The 17,642-nt window shown below is 67.4% G+C and carries 17 protein-coding genes and 1 pseudogene; all 18 read left to right on the plus strand.

The annotated features are described in order from the left end of the window. The first annotated feature begins 77 nt into the window (after window positions 1–77). The 18 genes and pseudogenes from N5D20_RS06580 (at window position 78) to N5D20_RS06665 (ending at window position 17,633) form a co-directional block, all read left to right on the plus strand. Window positions 78–407 carry a hypothetical protein gene (locus tag N5D20_RS06580; protein ID WP_197578131.1) on the plus strand — a complete coding sequence of 110 codons (330 nt, stop codon included), beginning with the start codon at window positions 78–80 and terminating at the stop codon, window positions 405–407. 37 nt (window positions 408–444) lie between these two features. Continuing rightward, window positions 445–876 (plus strand): annotated as a pseudogene (locus N5D20_RS06585) (sigma-70 family RNA polymerase sigma factor); the annotation flags it as partial. A 559-nt stretch (window positions 877–1,435) separates the two neighbouring features. Beyond that, window positions 1,436–2,734 (plus strand): FtsX-like permease family protein, encoded by a 1,299-nt coding sequence (locus N5D20_RS06590; RefSeq protein ID WP_019661721.1) that lies wholly within the window; start codon window positions 1,436–1,438, stop codon window positions 2,732–2,734. Between the two features lies 1 nt (window position 2,735). Further along, window positions 2,736–3,935, plus strand: a complete 1,200-nt coding sequence (locus N5D20_RS06595) for an ABC transporter permease (RefSeq protein WP_279914243.1) — start codon at window positions 2,736–2,738, stop codon at window positions 3,933–3,935. A gap of 129 nt (window positions 3,936–4,064) precedes the next feature. Continuing rightward, window positions 4,065–5,462: a cytochrome ubiquinol oxidase subunit I gene (locus N5D20_RS06600; protein ID WP_197578129.1), complete on the plus strand. Its 1,398-nt coding sequence runs from the start codon at window positions 4,065–4,067 to the stop codon at window positions 5,460–5,462. 1 nt (window position 5,463) lies between these two features. Then, window positions 5,464–6,477, plus strand: coding sequence for a cytochrome d ubiquinol oxidase subunit II (cydB, locus tag N5D20_RS06605; protein WP_010482330.1), 1,014 nt, complete (start codon window positions 5,464–5,466; stop codon window positions 6,475–6,477). A gap of 217 nt (window positions 6,478–6,694) precedes the next feature. Then, on the plus strand, window positions 6,695–7,438 hold the full coding sequence (locus tag N5D20_RS06610; RefSeq protein ID WP_049435994.1) for a beta-ketoacyl synthase chain length factor: 744 nt from the start codon (window positions 6,695–6,697) through the stop codon (window positions 7,436–7,438). Then, the gene (locus N5D20_RS06615; protein WP_049435993.1) at window positions 7,431–8,228 is read left to right on the plus strand and encodes a lysophospholipid acyltransferase family protein; all 798 of its coding nucleotides are present in this window, start codon (window positions 7,431–7,433) and stop codon (window positions 8,226–8,228) included. Before N5D20_RS06610 ends, N5D20_RS06615 begins: the two co-directional genes overlap by 8 nt. Next, complete coding sequence (locus N5D20_RS06620) at window positions 8,215–8,472, plus strand: phosphopantetheine-binding protein (RefSeq protein ID WP_005411610.1); 258 nt, start codon at window positions 8,215–8,217, stop codon at window positions 8,470–8,472. The genes N5D20_RS06615 and N5D20_RS06620 overlap by 14 nt, the downstream gene beginning before the upstream one ends. Before the next feature lie 17 nt (window positions 8,473–8,489). Beyond that, entirely contained in the window at window positions 8,490–8,747 is a 258-nt protein-coding gene (locus tag N5D20_RS06625; protein WP_006402206.1) for an acyl carrier protein, read from the plus strand. Between the two features lie 22 nt (window positions 8,748–8,769). Then, a complete protein-coding gene (locus N5D20_RS06630; protein WP_049436063.1) occupies window positions 8,770–9,321 on the plus strand; it encodes a membrane protein in 552 nt (183 codons plus the stop codon). Beyond that, on the plus strand, window positions 9,314–10,999 hold the full coding sequence (locus tag N5D20_RS06635; protein WP_197578128.1) for an AMP-binding protein: 1,686 nt from the start codon (window positions 9,314–9,316) through the stop codon (window positions 10,997–10,999). Before N5D20_RS06630 ends, N5D20_RS06635 begins: the two co-directional genes overlap by 8 nt. Then, entirely contained in the window at window positions 10,989–11,759 is a 771-nt protein-coding gene (locus tag N5D20_RS06640; RefSeq protein WP_197578127.1) for a glycosyltransferase family 2 protein, read from the plus strand. Before N5D20_RS06635 ends, N5D20_RS06640 begins: the two co-directional genes overlap by 11 nt. Before the next feature lies 1 nt (window position 11,760). After that, on the plus strand, window positions 11,761–12,702 hold the full coding sequence (locus N5D20_RS06645; protein ID WP_197578126.1) for an acyltransferase: 942 nt from the start codon (window positions 11,761–11,763) through the stop codon (window positions 12,700–12,702). Further along, the gene (locus N5D20_RS06650; RefSeq protein ID WP_010482319.1) at window positions 12,692–14,242 is read left to right on the plus strand and encodes an aromatic amino acid ammonia-lyase; all 1,551 of its coding nucleotides are present in this window, start codon (window positions 12,692–12,694) and stop codon (window positions 14,240–14,242) included. The genes N5D20_RS06645 and N5D20_RS06650 overlap by 11 nt, the downstream gene beginning before the upstream one ends. Next, window positions 14,229–14,660: an acyl-CoA thioesterase gene (locus tag N5D20_RS06655; RefSeq protein ID WP_180836318.1), complete on the plus strand. Its 432-nt coding sequence runs from the start codon at window positions 14,229–14,231 to the stop codon at window positions 14,658–14,660. The genes N5D20_RS06650 and N5D20_RS06655 overlap by 14 nt, the downstream gene beginning before the upstream one ends. A 2-nt stretch (window positions 14,661–14,662) precedes the next feature. Next, a complete protein-coding gene (locus N5D20_RS06660; RefSeq protein WP_180836324.1) occupies window positions 14,663–15,286 on the plus strand; it encodes an outer membrane lipoprotein carrier protein LolA in 624 nt (207 codons plus the stop codon). Next, window positions 15,279–17,633, plus strand: a complete 2,355-nt coding sequence (locus N5D20_RS06665; protein WP_197578167.1) for an MMPL family transporter — start codon at window positions 15,279–15,281, stop codon at window positions 17,631–17,633. Before N5D20_RS06660 ends, N5D20_RS06665 begins: the two co-directional genes overlap by 8 nt. Window positions 17,634–17,642 lie beyond the last annotated feature (9 nt).

Raw genomic sequence — 17,642 nt, forward strand, 5'->3', positions numbered from 1 at the left:
AAAATCCTGCAACCGGTGGCCGTGGTCGCGCATCCATTCTCCTGAACCCGCATCATCCACCGAACAGGAGCCCGACCATGCAGGGACTGATCCCGATCACCCTCTTCATCTGCATCGCCTACGCGATCCACGCCATTGCCGATGCCCGCGCGCGCAGCAAGCTGGTGGCCCCGCACGTGCCGGAGGAAGTGATCCGATCATTGGCCGTGCTGGAAGAAGAACGCTGCCGCCAGGGCGCGCTGCGCTGGGGCATCAGCCTGGTCTGCCTGGCCGTGGCAATGGGCCTGCTGGAGGCGATCGGTGCACGCGAACTGACCTTCGGCGCCGCCGCCGCGATGGTCGGCAGTGCCGGCCTCGGCCAGCTGCTGGCCTGGCACTTCACCCGTCCTGCCGCACGCAAGGGCTGAGCCAGGACATGCAACGGGCACAGGAGGCGCCCCGCGCATGAGCCTGCTCGGCGAAGCGCTGTCGGCACTGCGGGGCCGTCGCCGCCACGATGCAGCGGCGACGGCGGCACCCGCTGCACCGCTGGATGCGGACCAAGCCTTGGTGCGGGCCATCATCGACGGCTCGCAGGCGGCGTTTTCGCAGCTGGTGGAGACCCATCAACGCACCTGCGCGCATGTGATCGGGCGCATGGTGGGCGACCGTGATCAGGTGGCCGACCTGCTGCAGGAAACCTTCCTGGCCGTGTTCCGCCAGCTGCACCGGTTCCGCTTTGAATCCTCGCTGCGCACCTGGGTTTCACGGGTGGCTTACACCACGGCGTTGCAGCACCTGCGCCGGCGACGGCTGGAGGCGCAATGGATGGTGGCGGTGGAAGTACCCGAGGAACTGGGTATTGGCGATAAAGGGCCGGGGCCGGCTGAACTGAGCGCGCGACAGTGGCGTGGGCTATGTGGTGGTGCAGGTGGTGTTGCTGGGGGCGTTGGTGGCAGGGGCTGTGTGGTACTTCTGGTGCTGACAGGACGTGGTGATGCGTTAGACGCATTCTGCGTGGTCTGCAGGACCAATGACCTGGAATGAGGACTCGTGAAATTCGCGAGCTTCATCAAGATGTGGTGATTAGCGCCATGACGAGTCGTGATCGCGCCGCCAATCGTAGGCTGATATTGCCGACAATGATTCTGAGCTCTCAACCATCTTGAGGATAGTTGCAGAGTTCCATTCCGCTATTGAGGTTCATGTGCGTCCTGGGGAACTCTCGGTCGTCGGCAATCGCTGACGCAGGTCATAGCCGGGGAGGTTTGGACCTGTTCGCGTTCCATCAACTTCAACGGAGATGCGTCATGTCGAAGATCGACAAGTCTGTGCTGCCCGTGCCTTCAGCCCGTATCTGGCCACTCCTGGCGATCCAGTGAGAAGCAGGGATCTGCTCCTGCGTGGGATGCCGATCGCGTCGGTCTAGGCGAAGGGTCAACGCTATGGAGGGTGTGTGATCTTCTATTACGTTTCTCTGTCACTTAAGCGCTTTCGGCAGCGCCTCCGGACGCACATTGCCGTCGCTCTCATGCTCGGTGCGGGAGTGGGAACCGCCATGGTGATGCTGTCCATTGTGCTGCAGGCATCCTCCGATCCGGTCCCGGGACGCAGCGGGTCGCTCTTCCGTCCACACCTGGACGTGCGCCCGGGAGCACAGCACGCGGCGGCACCTGATCCTGGGCAGGGGTTGACCTGGCCTGATGCCAAAGCCCTGCTGGACCAAGGGTATGCCTGGAATCAGGCGGCCATGGCCGGTGGTGCCGTGACCCTGCTGAAACCGGGGCAATCAAGCGCCCGGCTGCGTGCCAGATACGCAACGTCAGGAGTGTTCGGCGTGCTCGGGATCACTCTGGTGCAAGGGCGATCGTGGACGGCGGAGGAAGGGCAGGCTGGAAGTCGGATCGCTGTGCTGTCACGGGCACTCGCAGCGGTCGAGTGCCCGGCCGGATGCATCGGTCATCCGCTGGAGCTGAGCGGGCGCACATACACGGTTGTCGGCGTGGCGGAGGACTGGCATCCGGTGCCGATGTTCCAGGGAGACGTGACCCGTCGTCCTTTCGTGGAACCCGATCAGATCTATCTACCGGTTGAAACTGCCATTGCGGACGGATTGACCGTGGTCGACGGCGTGGCGGTCTGGGGCGGTGGGGAGGGAGTGGACCTTGCTGGCCCGCAGGCGTCTTGGCTGCAACTGTGGACATGGTTACCGACAGTGGATGACGTGTCTGGATACCGCGCGATGCTGAACGCGTACGCGCAAGCCCGGGATCTGCAGGTTGACCCGGACAGCGATCAGGTCGGGCTCTGGCCGCTGATGGCGTGGCTGGACCGACAGGGGCTGGTCCCTGAACGCACCCGGACACAGCTTCATCTGGCACTGCTTCTGCTGGTGGTCTGCATCGTCAATGCAGCCGCGCTGCTGGGATTCAGCCTGGGCGCGCGCCGTCGCGAGCTTGCGATACGTCGCGCGCTGGGTGCCCGGCGGGGGGATGTTTTTGCCCAGCTCATGTGGGAATCCGCATCGTCGGGATTGGCCAGTGCTGCATTGGCGGCCATTGCGTATGCGGTGGGCATGCGGCTGGTGGCGACAGGGGAGGTGCTTCCGTCGGCCATCACTACGCTGGACCCCGCGTCCGTACTGATGGCAGCCGGGGTTGGGTTCGCGACAGCGCTGTTGTGCGCGTTCATCCCCGCGCTGGAAGTCTGCCGGAGCGGATCGCTGTCGCGGTTGTTTGCAAAGGGAGCGGCGTGAAATGTTGGATTCAATGCAGGAAGTCCGCAACCACCTGGGCCGCGCGTCGCTGCTGTTTTTACAGGCCGCACTGGCCAGCCTGGCCTGCGCCTTTGCCCTGCAGTCTGCCGCAGATGGTTTCTCACGATTGAACACGCGGGGCATCGAGGGAGCACAGGCGATCGGTGTCATCCGGGTCTCCGATATCGAAGAGAGGGGGGCGCCTTCGTTGGTGCGATCGGACCTCTCCGCCATCCAGCTCCCTGGCGTCCGGCAGGCGGTCGCCAGCGATTCGGTTCCGTTCGGAGGCAGGGCTCATCATTACGGTGCATGCACCAGTGATGCAGCCATGGCACACGCCATGGCGGCTGGCAGCAGCGACGTGGCAGGCTGTGATCGCATTCCCGTGATAACCGCCAGCCCAGGCCTGTTGACGATGCTGGGGGCACAGGTGGTGAAGGGGCGTTTGCCGGCAGACCATGAGGCGACCGACGGCGCGCCGGTCGTGCTGATCAGCGAGGCATTGGCCGTCCATCTGTTTGGCTCGGACAGCGCCGTGGGTCGTCAGCTGTACTTCGGGCCGGGAAGCAGCAGGGTGATCGTGGGTGTGTTCTCGTCCATCGTCGGGCCTGCGCCAGGTGGAAACGATCGGGACTCGCAGTGGGCGCTGTTTCCCGGTTTTCCAACCGGTGCGAGCCGCTATTACCTGATCGGATCCCACGCGGAGGTGGATCGCGTGTTGCTTGACCGCACCGTTGAGGCGCTGCGGCAGCCCTATCGCGTCGTGAATCCGACAGGCGTTGACACGTTGGCCGGATATCGCGATGCCTACCTTCGTGCAGATCGCTTCACGACGGCCATGCTCGCTTTCATGGCAGCGGTGGTACTGGGTGTGCTGATGGCCGGCGTGTCCGGCGTGGTAGGCGCATGGCTGGAGCGCAGGCGGCGCTCCATCGGTATCCGTCGAACGTTGGGGGCGCGCGCATCGGTGATCTTCGCGGAGATCATCTTCGAAGTCAGCATCTTCACCATTCCTGGCGCCGTGCTGGGCGCGTGTTCGCTGTACCTGTTCTGGTCGCCCGAGGACGGAATCTCGATATGGTCGTGGCCGACAGGGTTGATGGCGTTCATGCTGGTGATGGTGTCGAGTCTTGCCGCCCTGCTGCCCCGTGCATGGCGAACGGTGCGGGAGGAGCCATTGGCGTTGTTGAAGCCGTTCTGATTCGTTCGCCCGTGAGCCCAGCTCCACCTGCGACAAAGTGAAGCAGCGCGTCACCCGGTCGCATCCCACCTTAACGAAATCCTCCTAAAGTGGTCCGGTATCCCACCGGTCACAGGCAGGAGGCGTCCCTTGGACGCGTTGTTGTTGTCCCGGATCCAGTTCGGATTCGTCATCAGTTTCCACGTGCTGTTCCCCGCCTTCACCATTGGCACGGCCAGCTGGCTGGCCTTCATCGAATGGCGCTGGCTGCGCTCGAAGTTGCCCGTGTGGCGCGAGCTGTATTTCTTCTGGCAGAAGATCTTCGCGGTGTCGTTCGGCATGGGCGTGGTCAGCGGCATCGTCATGGCCTTCCAGTTCGGTACCAACTGGCCGCGGCTGAGCGAGGTGGCCGGCACGGTCATCGGCCCTCTGCTGACCTATGAGGTGTTGACCGCGTTCTTCCTGGAAGCCAGCTTCCTCGGCGTGATGATGTTCGGATGGGGCCGGGTCTCACCGCGCCTGCATTTCTTCTCCACCTGCATGGTGGCGCTGGGCACGCTGTTCTCCACGTTCTGGATCCTGTCGTCCAACAGCTGGCTGCATACGCCGGCCGGTTACGAGATGGTCAACGGTATCGTGCATCCGGTCGACTGGTGGCAGGTGGTGTTCAACCCCTCGTTCCCCTATCGCCTGGCGCACATGGCGCTGGGCTCGTTCATCACCACCTGTTTCGTGATCGGTGGCGTGGGTGCGTGGTACCTGCGAAAGGGAACGCACGTGGAAGCGGGTCGGCGCATGCTGATCGCGGCGGTGGCGTTCGCCGCACTGACCGTGCCGGTGCAGATCTTCGTCGGCGACATGCATGGCCTGAACACGCTCAAGCACCAGCCGATGAAGATCGCGGCGATGGAAGCGCACTGGCATGAAACCAGGGAAGGCGAGGGCGTGCCGCTGGTGGTCTTCGCGCTGCCGAACGAGAAGGAAGAGCGCAACGATTTCGAGGTTGCCATCCCGAAGCTGGGCAGCGTGATCCTCACCCACAGCCTGGATGGCACTTTCGATCCTCTCACCTCGGTACCCGCCAGCGAGCGGCCGCCGGTGACGCCGGTGTTCTTCGCCTTCCGCATCATGGTCGGGCTGGGCACGCTGATGCTGTTGCTGGCCTGGGTGTCGGCCTTCCAGTTGTGGCGGAAGAAGCTGCTGGATTCGCCGTGGCTGCTGCGCGGCTGGAACTGGATGCTGCCCAGTGGCTTCATCGCGCTGCTGTCGGGTTGGTTCGTTACCGAGATGGGGCGCCAGCCGTGGGTGGTGTATGGCGTGCTGCGCACCGCTGATGCAGTGGGCCCGCAGAGCGCGTGGATGACCGCGCTGTCGCTGGGCGTCTACGTTGTTGGCTATGCCTTCGTGTTTGGCTGGGGCATCTGGTACCTGGTGAAGATCCTGCGCCATGGGCCGCAGCCGTACGCCGAGGGGCCGTCGCTGGACCACGGCAGCCATACCCCGGCACGTCCGCTGTCGGCCGCCGACGAACCGCTGGAGGAACGCTGACATGGACCTGATGACCTGGCTGCCGGTGGCATGGTTCGCGGTGATCGGCTTCGGCGTGCTGATGTACGTGGTGCTGGACGGCTTCGTGCTCGGCATCGGCATCCTCGCCCCGTTCGCCGAGGACGAGGAACAGCTGGACCTGATGATGAACACCGCCGCGCCGATCTGGGACGGCAACGAGACCTGGCTGGTGCTCGGTGGCGCCGGCCTGCTGGCGGCGTTCCCGAAGGCGTATGCGGTGCTGCTGTCGGCGCTGTACCTGCCGGTGCTGCTGCTGGTGGTGGCGCTGGTGTTCCGAGGCGTGGCGTTCGAGTTCCGCTTCAAGGCGCATCGTTCGCGCCGGCTGTGGAGCGTGGCGTTCGGCCTCGGTTCGCTGCTGGCGACCTTCGCCCAGGGCGTGATCCTCGGCACCCTGGTGCAGGGCATCCCGCTGGTGGACGGTGTCTATCAGGGCGGGCCGTTCGCCTGGTTCAGCCCGTTCGCGATGCTGACCGGCGCTGCGCTGGTCGCCGGCTACGCGCTGCTGGGCAGCACCTGGCTGATCCTGAAGACCGAAGGGCGCGTGCAGGCGCTGGCGCGGCAGATGACCCGGCCGCTGGTGGTGGCGGTGATCGCGGCGATGGGCCTGGTCAGCAGCTGGCTGCCGTTCCTCGATTCGCGGTTGATGGATCGCTGGTTCAGCGACGGCAACTTCTGGTGGCTGTCGCCGGTGCCGCTGCTGACCCTGGCGGTAGCCGCCGCGCTGTGGCGCAGTGCCACCCACCCGCGCCGTGACCTGCCGCCGTTCCTGCTCAGCCTGGCCCTGTTCGTACTCGGCTTCCTCGGTCTGGTGCTGGGCATGTGGCCGTATCTGCTGCCACCGTCGATGACCCTGTGGCAGGCCGCCGCGCCGGCGTCGTCGCTGGGCTTCACGCTGGTCGGGCTGGTCATATTGCTGCCGGTCATCCTCGGCTATACGGCGTGGTCCTACCGGGTATTCCGCGGCAAGGTGCACGCCGACACCGGTTACCACTGATCGATTGAAGACGGGGCCTACGCTTGCCGGGCCCCGTGTTGGGGAATGTGAAACCTGCACACCCCGCGCGGGACGTGCTAGCGTGCGCTCCTTTCCGGCGGCCAGGGGGGCAGCCGGCGACGTCCTGGACGGACGCACGGCTGCAGGAACGGGGGGCCGCCGCGCGTCGCCGTAATGGCTCGTGCCTATCGTTCTCCCGTTGAAGCACCATCGCCAAATGATCGAATTTTCCATCGTCGACTGGGCCGCCTGGGCGCCCGGCCTGAGTGAGCGCAGCCAGTGGCTGGGCTGGGCCGATGCGCCGTACCTGCCGCATGGCGGGGACACGCCGGCGCTGGCCGAAGTGCCGGCGATGCAGCGCCGTCGCATCGAGCGGCTGGGTCGTATGGCGATCCAGGCCGCGTGCTGGTGCGAGGACGGGCAGGGCGCCGACAGTGACGTGCCGCTGGTGTTCGCCAGCCGCCACGGCGACGTGGCCCGCTCGATGGACCTGCTGGGCGCGCTGGTCGGCGACCAGCCGTTGTCGCCGACCGGATTCGGCCTGTCCGTGCACAACGCGATCGCCGCGCTGTATTCCATCGCCCGCGGCCACCGCGGCAACTACCTGGCGCTGGCGGCGGGCCAGGCCACGGTGGAGACGGCCTGCCTGGAGGCCGTCGGCCTGCTTGCCGATGGCGCCCGCGAGGTACGGGTAGTGGTCTACGAGTCGCCACTTCCTGAAATTTACGCGACGTTCGCCGACGAACCCGATCCGTTCTTTGCATGGTGCTGGCGTTTGACCGCTCCGGCAGAGGGCCGGCCGACGCTGTCGCTGCAGTGGCAGCCGGCCGACGGCCAGGCCAGCACTGCGCCCGGCCTGCTGCCGCATGCGCTGGACCTGCACCGCTTCCTGTTGTCCGGCGCGCCGGCACTGGAACACGTGGCCCACGGCCAGCGCTGGTGCTGGAGCCGCCGTGGCTGAGCTGCTGCGCCGCCTCGACCATGCTTGGCGGGTGTTTGGCACCGGCCTCAGCTTCGTCGCGTTTGGCCTGGGCGGGGTGCTGCTCGGCGTTCTGGTGATGCCGGTACTGCTGCTGATGCGTGACCCGGTGGCGCGCCGCCGCCGCGCCCGGCGCGTGGTCCAGGTCGCGTTCGCCAGCCACCTGCGGCTGATGCGCGGGCTGGGGGTGATGACCTACGAGATCGAGGGCGGTGAGCGCCTGCAGCGCGACGGCCTGCTGGTGCTGGCCAACCACCCGACCCTGATCGACGTGGTCTGCCTGATCTCGCTGCTTCCCAACGCCGACTGCGTGGTCAAGCGGGCCGTGGCCTGCAACCCGTTCATGCGCGGTCCGGTGCGGGCCGCCGGCTACATCGCCAATGACGATGGCGCCGGCCTGGTCGATGACTGCGTGGCCGCGGTGCATGCCGGCGGCACCCTGGTCATCTTCCCGGAGGGCACCCGCAGCGTGCCCGGACAGCCGCCGCGGCTGCAGCGGGGCGCGGCCAACATCGCCGTGCGCGGCCGCCTGGACATCACCCCGGTGCGGATCACCTGCAGCCCGCCAACGCTGACCAAGGGGCAGAAGTGGTATCGTGTCCCCTCACGTCGCTTTCACGTTCGGCTGCAGATCGGCGAAGATATCCCGATCGCGCCATTTCTGGCCGAAGACGACTCGCCAAGGGGGGATGCCTTGGCAGCCCGTCGCGTCACCGAGCACCTTTCTCGCTATTTCGACCTGTCTGGAGATCCGAACCGTGCAAGCACTTGAGCACGAGATCAAGGAATTGATCATTTCCTCCCTTTCGCTGGAGGACATCACGCCGGAGGACATCGATCCGACCGCGCCGCTGTTCGTCGAGGGCCTTGGCCTGGATTCGATCGACGCGCTGGAGCTGGGCCTGGCGCTGCAGAAGAAGTACGGTGTGAGCCTCTCGGCCGATTCGGAAGAAACCCGTCGCCATTTCTCCAGCGTGCGCGCGCTCGGCGAGTTCGTCGCCGCCCGCCAGTCGTAACGGTGCCAGGACCTGCCATGACCAAGAATGAACTGTTCGAACGCATCGTCAGCATCCTGACCGACAGCTTCGAGATCGAAACCGCCCGGATCACGCCCGAGGCCCGCCTGTACGACGACCTGGACATCGACAGCATTGATGCGGTGGACCTGATCGTGCAGCTCAAGCCGCTGCTCGGCCGCAACCTGCAGCCGGAAGCGTTCAAGGCCGTGCGTACCGTGCAGGACATCGTTGATGTGGTGCACAGGCTGCTGCCGGACCAGGCAGCCGCCTGACCGCAGCGCCGGCGGCTCCACCATGGCACGCGCACGCACGGTCGTGGTGGCTGCGATCTCGCTGGCCTACCCGGTACTGGTGTACCTGGCGATGGGCCGCTTTGAGCCACGCTGGCTGTCGCTGCTGCTGTTCACCCTGGCCCTGCTGCGCGCGCTGAGTTCGCGCCAGCCGCTGTGGTGGGCCGCAGCGGCGGGCACCGGCTTGCTGGCGGTACTGGCTACCGTGCTCAACCAGGCCCTGCCACTGAAGCTGTATCCGGCGCTGGTCAATGCAGTGATGCTGGCGGTGTTTGGCACCAGCCTGCGTTTCGGCCCGCCGCTGGTGGAACGCCTGGCACGGCTGCAGGAACCGGACCTGCCAGCGTTCGCGGTGGCCTATACCCGCCGCGTCACCCAGGTGTGGTGTGGCTTCTTCGTTCTCAACGGCAGCCTGGCCCTGCTGACCGCGCTGTACGCGTCGGACCGGGTCTGGATGCTCTACAACGGATTGTTGGCGTACGTGATGATGGGCGTGTTGTTCGCAGGTGAGTGGCTGGTGCGGCGGCGGGTGAAGGCGGCGCACGCGCATGGCTGAGTGGATTGCCCTGGACCGGCTGCTGCTGGAGGCGCGGCCGCATCGAAGCATTGGCGTCTGCGATGGCGAGGTGATCGACCACGCCCGCTTCCGCCAGCACGTGCTGGCCTGGCGCGCGGCCTTTGCGGCCGCCGAAGGCCATGACTGGGCCCTGTATTTCGACGATGCCGTGGCCTTTGCTGCGGCGCTGTTCGGCGCCTGGCATGCCGGCAAGCGGGTGTTCCTGGCCGCCGACAACCTGCCGGCCACGCTGCAGGCGCTGCAGCCGCAGGTGAGCGGTTTCGCAGGCGACGTGTCCGCCGATTACCGCCCGCTGGCGGCGCTGGACGCCGCGCTGGACGACGAACTGCAGGCGCTGGACGAGCGCGCCTGCGAACTGTGCGTGTTCACCTCCGGCAGCACCGGCCAGCCGAGCGCGATCAGCAAGCGCATGGACCAGCTGGCGCGCGAGGTGGATGCGCTGCAGGCCGCGTTCGGCGCGCAGCTGGAAGGCGTGCAGGTGCATGGCACGGTGTCCCACCAGCACATCTACGGCCTGCTGTTCCGCGTGCTGTGGCCACTGGCCGCCGGCCGCCTGATCCATCCACGCCGGTTCTTCCATGAAGACCTGGTAGGCGCGCTGGCCGGTACCGACACGGTGCTGGTGGCGACCCCGGCTCACCTCAAGCGCCTGCCCGAGCAGCTCGACTGGGCCAGCCTGCATGGCCGCCTGCGTGCGGTGTTCTCCTCCGGTGGCCCACTGCCGGAAGAAGCTGCACGCCAGGTACGGCAGTGGCTGGGCGTGGCGCCGACCGAGGTCTATGGCAGCAGCGAGACCGGCGGTATCGCCTGGCGCTGCTGGGATACCGACCTGCCGCCGTGGCAGCCGCTGCCGGGCGTGCAGTGGCGCATCGAGGATGGCTGCCTGGCGGTGGCCTCCGCGCATCTGGAAACCCCGGATTGGTGGCGTACCCAGGACCGCGTCGAAGCGTTGGCCGACGGCCGCTTCCGCCTGCTGGGCCGTGCCGACCGCATCGTCAAGATCGAAGAGCGCCGCGTTTCGCTGGATGCGCTCGAACGCGCGCTGCGCGAAGACGCCGAAGTGGACGACGTGCGCGTGCTGGTCCTGCCCGGCCAGCGCGAGCAGCTGGCGGCCGTGGTGGTGCCGGCCGACCTGGCGCTGCTGGAGGGCGGTGACGCCGCGCGCCGCGCGCTGGGCCAGCGCCTGGGCGCGCGCCTGGCACAGGCACATGATGCAGTCACCCGGCCGCGCCGCTGGCGGCTGGTGCCAACGCTGCCGATCAACGCACAGGGCAAGGTCACCCAGGCGGCACTGGCAGCGCTGTTCCAGCCGCTGATGCCGGTGCCGGTCTGGGACCGCCGCGACGCCGCCAGCGCCACCCTGCGCATGACCCTCGACCCGGCGCTGCGGCCATTCCAGGGTCATTTCCCGCAGGCAGCGATCCTGCCCGGCGTGGCACAGCTGGACTGGGCCGTGCGTTTCGGCCGCCAGGTGTTCGCGATGCCGGCTGCTTTCCTGCGCATGGACGCAGTGAAGTTCCAGCATGTGGCCCGCCCGGGCGATGAGCTGACCCTGCAGCTGGACTGGGATGCCGCACGCAACGTGCTGGCCTTCCGCTACACCTCCAGCCACGGTGTGCATGCCAGCGGCAAGGTGGTCTTCGCCGATGCGGACTGATCCGGCCGTTGCCGGTGCCGCGTTCGCGCCACTGGTGGTGATTCCCGTCTACGACCACGAGCACGCCATCGCGGCGGTGGTCGACGGCGTGCAGGCCGCCGGCCTGCCGTGCCTGCTGGTCGACGATGGCTCGCATGAGGCGTGCGCGATTGCACTGCGTTCGCTGGCACAGCGCCAGGGCGTCGACCTGCTGCGCCTGGACATCAACCAGGGCAAGGGCGGGGCAATGCTGGCCGGTTTCGCCGAAGCCGGTGCGCGTGGCTACAGCCACGTGCTGCAGATCGATGCCGATGGCCAGCACGACACCGCTGACCTGCCACGCTTCATCGAAGCGGCGCGCGCCCATCCCGAGGCGGTGATCTGCGGCATTCCGGCCTACGACGCCAGTGTTCCGAAGGCGCGCCTGTACGGGCGCTACGCGACCCATATCTGGGTCTGGATCAACACGCTGTCGCTGCACCTGCGCGACACCATGTGCGGCTTCCGCGTGTATCCGCTGCCGCCGGTGCTGCGACTGATCGGTGAAGAGACCATCGGCCGCCGCATGGATTTCGATACCGAGATGATGGTGCGCCTGTACTGGCGGCAGCTGCCGGTCGAGCACCTGGCCACGCGCGTGACCTATCCCGCCGATGGCGTGTCGCACTTCGATGTGTGGCGCGACAACGTGCGCATCAGCCGCATGCATACCCGCCTGTTCTTCGGCATGCTCTGGCGCGCACCACGCCTGCTGTGGCGCCGCCTGCGGGGGCAGCACTGAGATGGCGACCGCGCAGGGTGCCCCGCACTGGGCCGACATCGGCGAATCGACGTCGGTGGCCGGCGTGCTGTTCCTGTGCTGGGTGCACCGCTGGTTCGGGCGCTGGCCGTTCCGCCTGTGCGTGTGGCCGGTGGTGGCCTGCCATTGGCTGGGCAACCGTGTCGGTCGCCAGGCTTCAATGCAATATCTGCAGCGCCTGCAGGCGCACAGCGGCGCGCTCGGCCGCACGCCGACACGGCGCGACAGCCTGCGCCATTTCTTCGCCTTCGCCGACACGATGCTGGACAAGATCCTCGGCCTGGGCGGGCGCTATCCGGCCGAACGCATCCACCTGCATCGCGACCTGGTGCTGGAGAAGATCGCGCGCCGCGAAGGTGGGCTGATCCTCACCGCGCACATCGGCTGCCTGGAACTGTGCCAGGTGCTGGCCGAACAGGTGCCGGGTTTCCGCATCACCGTGCTGGTGCACACCGCGCACGCGCAGCGCTTCAACCGCCTGCTGCAGCGCTTGGACCCACTGGCGGCGGTGGAACTGGTGCAGGTCACCGAAATGGGCCCGGCCACGGCGGTGGTGCTGGCCGAGCGCGTGGCCGCCGGTGGCTTTGTCGCCATCGTCGGCGACCGCACGCCGGTGCAGGGCGGTCGCAGCGTCACCGCCGATTTTCTCGGCCACCGGGCGCCGTTCCCGATCGGCGCCTACGTGCTCGCCGCCGCGCTGGGCTGCCCGGTCTACACCATGGCCTGCCTGCACCAGGGCGAAGGCTATCGCGTGGCGTTTGAACAGTTCGCCGAACGCATCGTGCTGCCGCGTGGCTCACGCGATGCGGCACTGGCCGAACAGGCACAGCGCTTCGCGCGCTGGCTGGAACTCCAGCTCATCCAGTCCCCGTTGGACTGGTTCAATTTCTTCCCCTTCTGGGATCAGGCTCCGCATGACGACTGACGCCGTACCCGTGTGCCGCTTTGGCGATGCACCGTTGACCATCGAAGACGTGGTTGCCCTGGCCCAGCGCCAGTGCGAGGCCGCACTGAGCGACGCGCCGGCATTCCGTGCGCACATCCAGCGTGGTGCCGACTTCCTCGACCGCCTGCTGCGCGAGGACGGCGTGATCTACGGTGTGACCACCGGCTATGGCGACTCATGCACGGTGAACATCCCGCCGGCGCTGGTGGCTGAACTACCGCACCACCTCTACACCTACCATGGTTGTGGCCTGGGTCGTTACCTGGACCCGGTCGAGACCCGTGCGGTGTTGGCTGCGCGCCTGGCGTCGCTGGTGCGCGGCATGTCCGGTGTCAGCGTGCCGCTGCTGGAAGGCCTGGCCACGCTGCTGCAGCACGACGTGCTGCCGATGATTCCGGCCGAAGGCTCGGTCGGTGCCAGTGGCGACCTGACCCCGCTGTCGTACGTGGCGGCAGTGCTGTGCGGCGAACGCGAGGTGCTGTTCGACGGCCGCGTGCAGCCGGCGGCCGAGGTGCTGGCGAAGATCGGCATGACCCCGCTGAAGCTGCGGCCGAAGGAAGGCCTGGCGATCATGAACGGCACCGCGGTGATGACCGGCCTGGCCTGCCTGGCCTGGCAGCGCGCCGATTACCTGGCCCGCATGGCCACGCGCCTGACCGCGTTCAACGTGCTGGCCAGCGACGGCAACGCGCACCACTTCGACGAGACCCTGTTCGCGGCCAAGCCGCACCCGGGCCAGGGCCGCATCGCCGCGCGCTTGCGCAGCGACCTGCACAGCGAGCGCCCGCCGCGCAATGAACAGCGCCTGCAGGACCGCTATTCGCTGCGCTGCGCGCCGCATGTGATCGGCGTGCTGGAAGACAGCCTGCCGTTCCTGCGCCAGCTGATCGAAACCGAACTGAACAGTGCCAACGACAACCCGCTGATCGACGCCGACGGCGAGCGCATCCTGCATGGCGGCCACTTCTACGGCGGCCACATCGCGCTGGCGATGGACACCCTGAAGAACACCGTGGCCAATGTTGCCGATCTGCTCGACCGGCAGCTGGCACTGGTGGTCGATGCCCGCTACAACCATGGCCTGCCGGCCAACCTGTCGGCGGCCACCGGCCCGCGCGCGGCCATCAACCATGGCCTGAAGGCGCTGCAGATCAGCGTTTCGGCGTGGACCGCCGAAGCGCTGAAGCAGACCATGCCGGCCAGCGTGTTCTCGCGTTCCACCGAATGCCACAACCAGGACAAGGTCAGCATGGGCACCATCGCCGCGCGCGACTGCCTGCGGGTGATCGAACTGACCGAACAGGTGGTGGCGGCGATGCTGATCGCCGCCCGCCAGGGCCTGGCGCTGCGCGAACGGGTTGGCCTGAACGCGCAGCTGCATGGCAGTCTGGCCGACATGTACGCCGACCTGGGGCAGCGCATCGCCCTGGTTGAAGAAGACCGCGCGCTGGATCGCGAACTGCGGGAACTGCTGGTGGAGATCCGCGCGCAACGTTGGGAGCTGTATGCCGGTGAATGAGGCCATTGAACGGGTTGGCGAGATTGCGTTGACCCCCGCCTTCCATGACTGCGACCCGATGAACGTGGTCTGGCATGGCAACTACTTCAAGTACTTCGAGATCGCGCGCTGCGCGTTGCTCGGGCGCTACGACTACGACTACCCGCAGATGCTCGAATCGGGCTACCTGTGGCCGGTGGTCGATGCACGGGTGAAATATGTGCGCCCGCTGCTGTTCAACCAGGCCCTGCGCGTGATCGCGCGCATCGCGGAATGGGAGAACCGGCTGAAGATCGAGTACGAGATTCTCGATGCGGAAAGCGGCCAGGTGCTGACCCGCGCGATGACCATCCAGGTCGCGGTGGACGCGGCCAGCAAGGAAATGCTGTACCAGTGCCCGCCGGTACTGTGGGAACGCCTGGGAGTGCCTGCGCCGTGACGATGCTTGCCCGTGTTTCGAGCGTGCTGCTGTGCGCGCTGCTGCTGGCGGCCGTACCGCGTGTACAGGCGGCCGACCCCGCCGTCGATGCGATCACCCAGGCGGTGGCGCGGCCCGACGTGCTGCGTGGCCAGTTCAGCCAGGAAAAACAGGTCAGCGGCTTCAAGAACCCACTGCGCTCGCAGGGCCGGTTCGTGGTCGCGCGCCAGCACGGCGTGATCTGGACCACGCTCAAGCCGTTCCCTTCTGAAGTGGTGGTCACCGCCGACCGCATCCTCAGCCGCCAGCGCGATGGCAGCACCCGCGTCGAGCTCGACGCGCGGCAGCAGCCGGCGATGCGCTCGGTCAACGCGATCATGTTCGCGCTGATGAGCGGCGACGTGCAGGCGCTGTCCAGTCAGTTCAACGTCGCTGCCAGTCGCGAAGGGCAGGGCTGGCGGCTGCGCCTGACGCCGAAGTCGGCGATGCTGGCCAAGGCTTTCGAATCGCTGACCCTGCAGGGCGATCGCTACGTGCGCCAGGTCGAGATCGTCGAGGCCAACAAGGACCGCACGCAGATCCAGTTCAGCGCGTTGAGCGAGGCGCCGGCCACGCTCAACGCCGATGAGGCCCGCCGCTTTGAGTGAGGCCGTGGCATCGAACGCACCGGACCGGTTGCGGCGCTGGTGGCATTGGCTGGGCATCGCCTGGCTGCTGGTGCTGCTGGTGATGGGCGCGCAGCAATGGCGCCTGTGGAGCCAGGAGTCGCGGATCGACACCGATATCCTCGCTCTGCTGCCGCAGGATGCGCATGACCGCCTGTTGAGCGATGTCACCCGGCGCATCGCCGATGGCAGTTCGCGGCAGGTGGTGGTGCTGCTCGGCAGCGAGGACAGCGCGGCCGCCAAGCGCGCGCAGGCGGCCTTTGCGGCGGCCATGGCCAAGGACGCCGACCACGCCTTGTTGGTGCCCAGTGGTTCGATCGAAGGCTGGTTCGATGAGGCGCGCGCGTTCTACGCGCCGTACCGCGACCGCCTGCTGACCCCGGCCCAGCGCGAGCAGCTGCAGGGCAGTGAACCGGGCGCGTTGGCCGAGCAGGCGCTGGCTGCACTGTACGGCCCGATGGGCGCGCCGCGCCTGACCGACTGGCGACAGGACCCGCTGTCGCTGTGGCCGCAGTGGTGGCAGCAGCAGGCGCAGGGTTCGGGCCTGCGGTTGGGCGATGACGGCCTGCTGGAAGCAGAAGGCAAGCATTGGGCGGCGCTGCAGTTCGATACGCCGGGTTCGGCGTTCCAGCTCGATGGCGAGCGCCATCTTGATGGCCTGCTGGAGCGGGCCGGAAAGGCGGCCAAGACCGCAGCGCCGGAGCTGGAAATCCTGCATGCCGGCGTGCCGCTGCATGCCGAGGCCGCCGCGGTGCAGGCCAATCAGGAAATCAACACCATCGGGTGGGGTTCGCTGGCGGCGGTGCTGCTGCTGGTGTGGCTGGCATTCCGCTCACTGCGGCCGATCCTGCTGGTCGCCGCCTCGCTGCTGATCGGTTGTGGCGTGGCGCTGGCGGTGACCGTGCTGGTGTTCGGCAAGGTACACGTGCTGACCCTGGTATTTGGTGCGTCGCTGGTGGGTGTGGCCGAGGATTACGGCATTCACTGGTTCGCCTCGCGCCAGGCCGAACCGGCCGATCGCCGCTGGAAGCTGCTGCGGCATCTGCTGCCGGGCCTGTGGCTGGCCCTGCTGACCAGTGCGCTGGCCTACCTCGCGTTGGGCCTGGCCCCGTTCCCCGGCCTGCGCCAGATGGCGCTGTTCTCGGTGGTGGGCCTGGCCGCTGCGTTCCTCACGGTGATCTTCTGGTTCCCGTGGCTGGATGGTGGCGAGATCCGCCAGACCCGCTTCTCGCAGTGGCTGGGCAACACGCTGGAGCGCTTCCCGCGCCTGCATGGCCGTCGCGCGGTGACGATGTTCGTGGTGATCACGCTGGCACTGTCTGCAATCGGCATCGCACGCCTGCAGAGCAACGACGACCTGCGCAGCCTGCAGTCATCACCGCCAGCGTTGATGGCGCAGCAGATCCGCCTGAGCCAGCTGCTGGGCATGCCCAGCCCGGCGCAGTTCTACCTGGTGCAGGGCGCGGATGCCGCGCAGCTGCTGCAGCGCGAGGAAGCACTGACCGAGCGCCTGCGTGTACTGGCCAACGACAAGCGCATTGGTGGCTATCGCGCGATCAGCGATTGGCTGCCGTCGCCGGCGCGCCAGCAAGCCGATGCCGCGCTTACCGCAAAGGTGGAACCCGGCGTGCTGTCGGCCGTGTCCGAGGCCGTGGGTGAACCGCTGCAGCGACCGCAGTTCGCGGCTGCACCGCTTACCGCCGAGGCCTTCCTCGCTTCGCCGGCGTCGCAGCCGTTCCGCCATCTTTGGGTGGGTGCGGTGGGTGGGCAGATGATCAGCGTGGTGATGGTCGATGACCTGTCACGCGCCGATGCACTGACGACCCTGCGTGGCGCGGCCGAGGGCCTGCCGGGCGTGCGCTGGGTCGACCGCACCGCCGATTTCTCGCAGCTGCTCGGCCACTATCGCAAGCTGATGGGTGGGCTGCTGCTGGTCGGCATTGCACTGGTGTTCGGTGCGCTGTGGCTGCGCTACCGCCGCCAGGCCTGGCGCGTGTTCGCCCCGACCCTGATCGCCGGCGCGCTGACCCTGGGCCTGCTGGGCCTGTTCGGCCAGCCGCTGCAGCTGTTCAACGTGCTGGCGTTGATGCTGCTGCTGGGCATGGGCATCGACTACGGCATCTTCCTGATCGAGCACCGTGGCGATGCCAGCGCCTGGCTGGCGGTGTGCGTGGGTGCGGCCAGTACCTGGCTGTCGTTCGGTCTGCTGGGCCTGTCGCAGACCCCGGCGCTGCGCGCGTTCGGCCTGACCCTGCTGTTCGGCATCGGCCTGGTCTGGTTGATCTCGCCGTTGTTCCGGCCGCCGCCGCATGAGCTGCCGCCAGCCTGAACCTGTCTT

The organism is Stenotrophomonas sp. GD03877, assembly GCF_029840555.1.
GTDB classification, from domain to species: domain Bacteria; phylum Pseudomonadota; class Gammaproteobacteria; order Xanthomonadales; family Xanthomonadaceae; genus Stenotrophomonas; species Stenotrophomonas geniculata.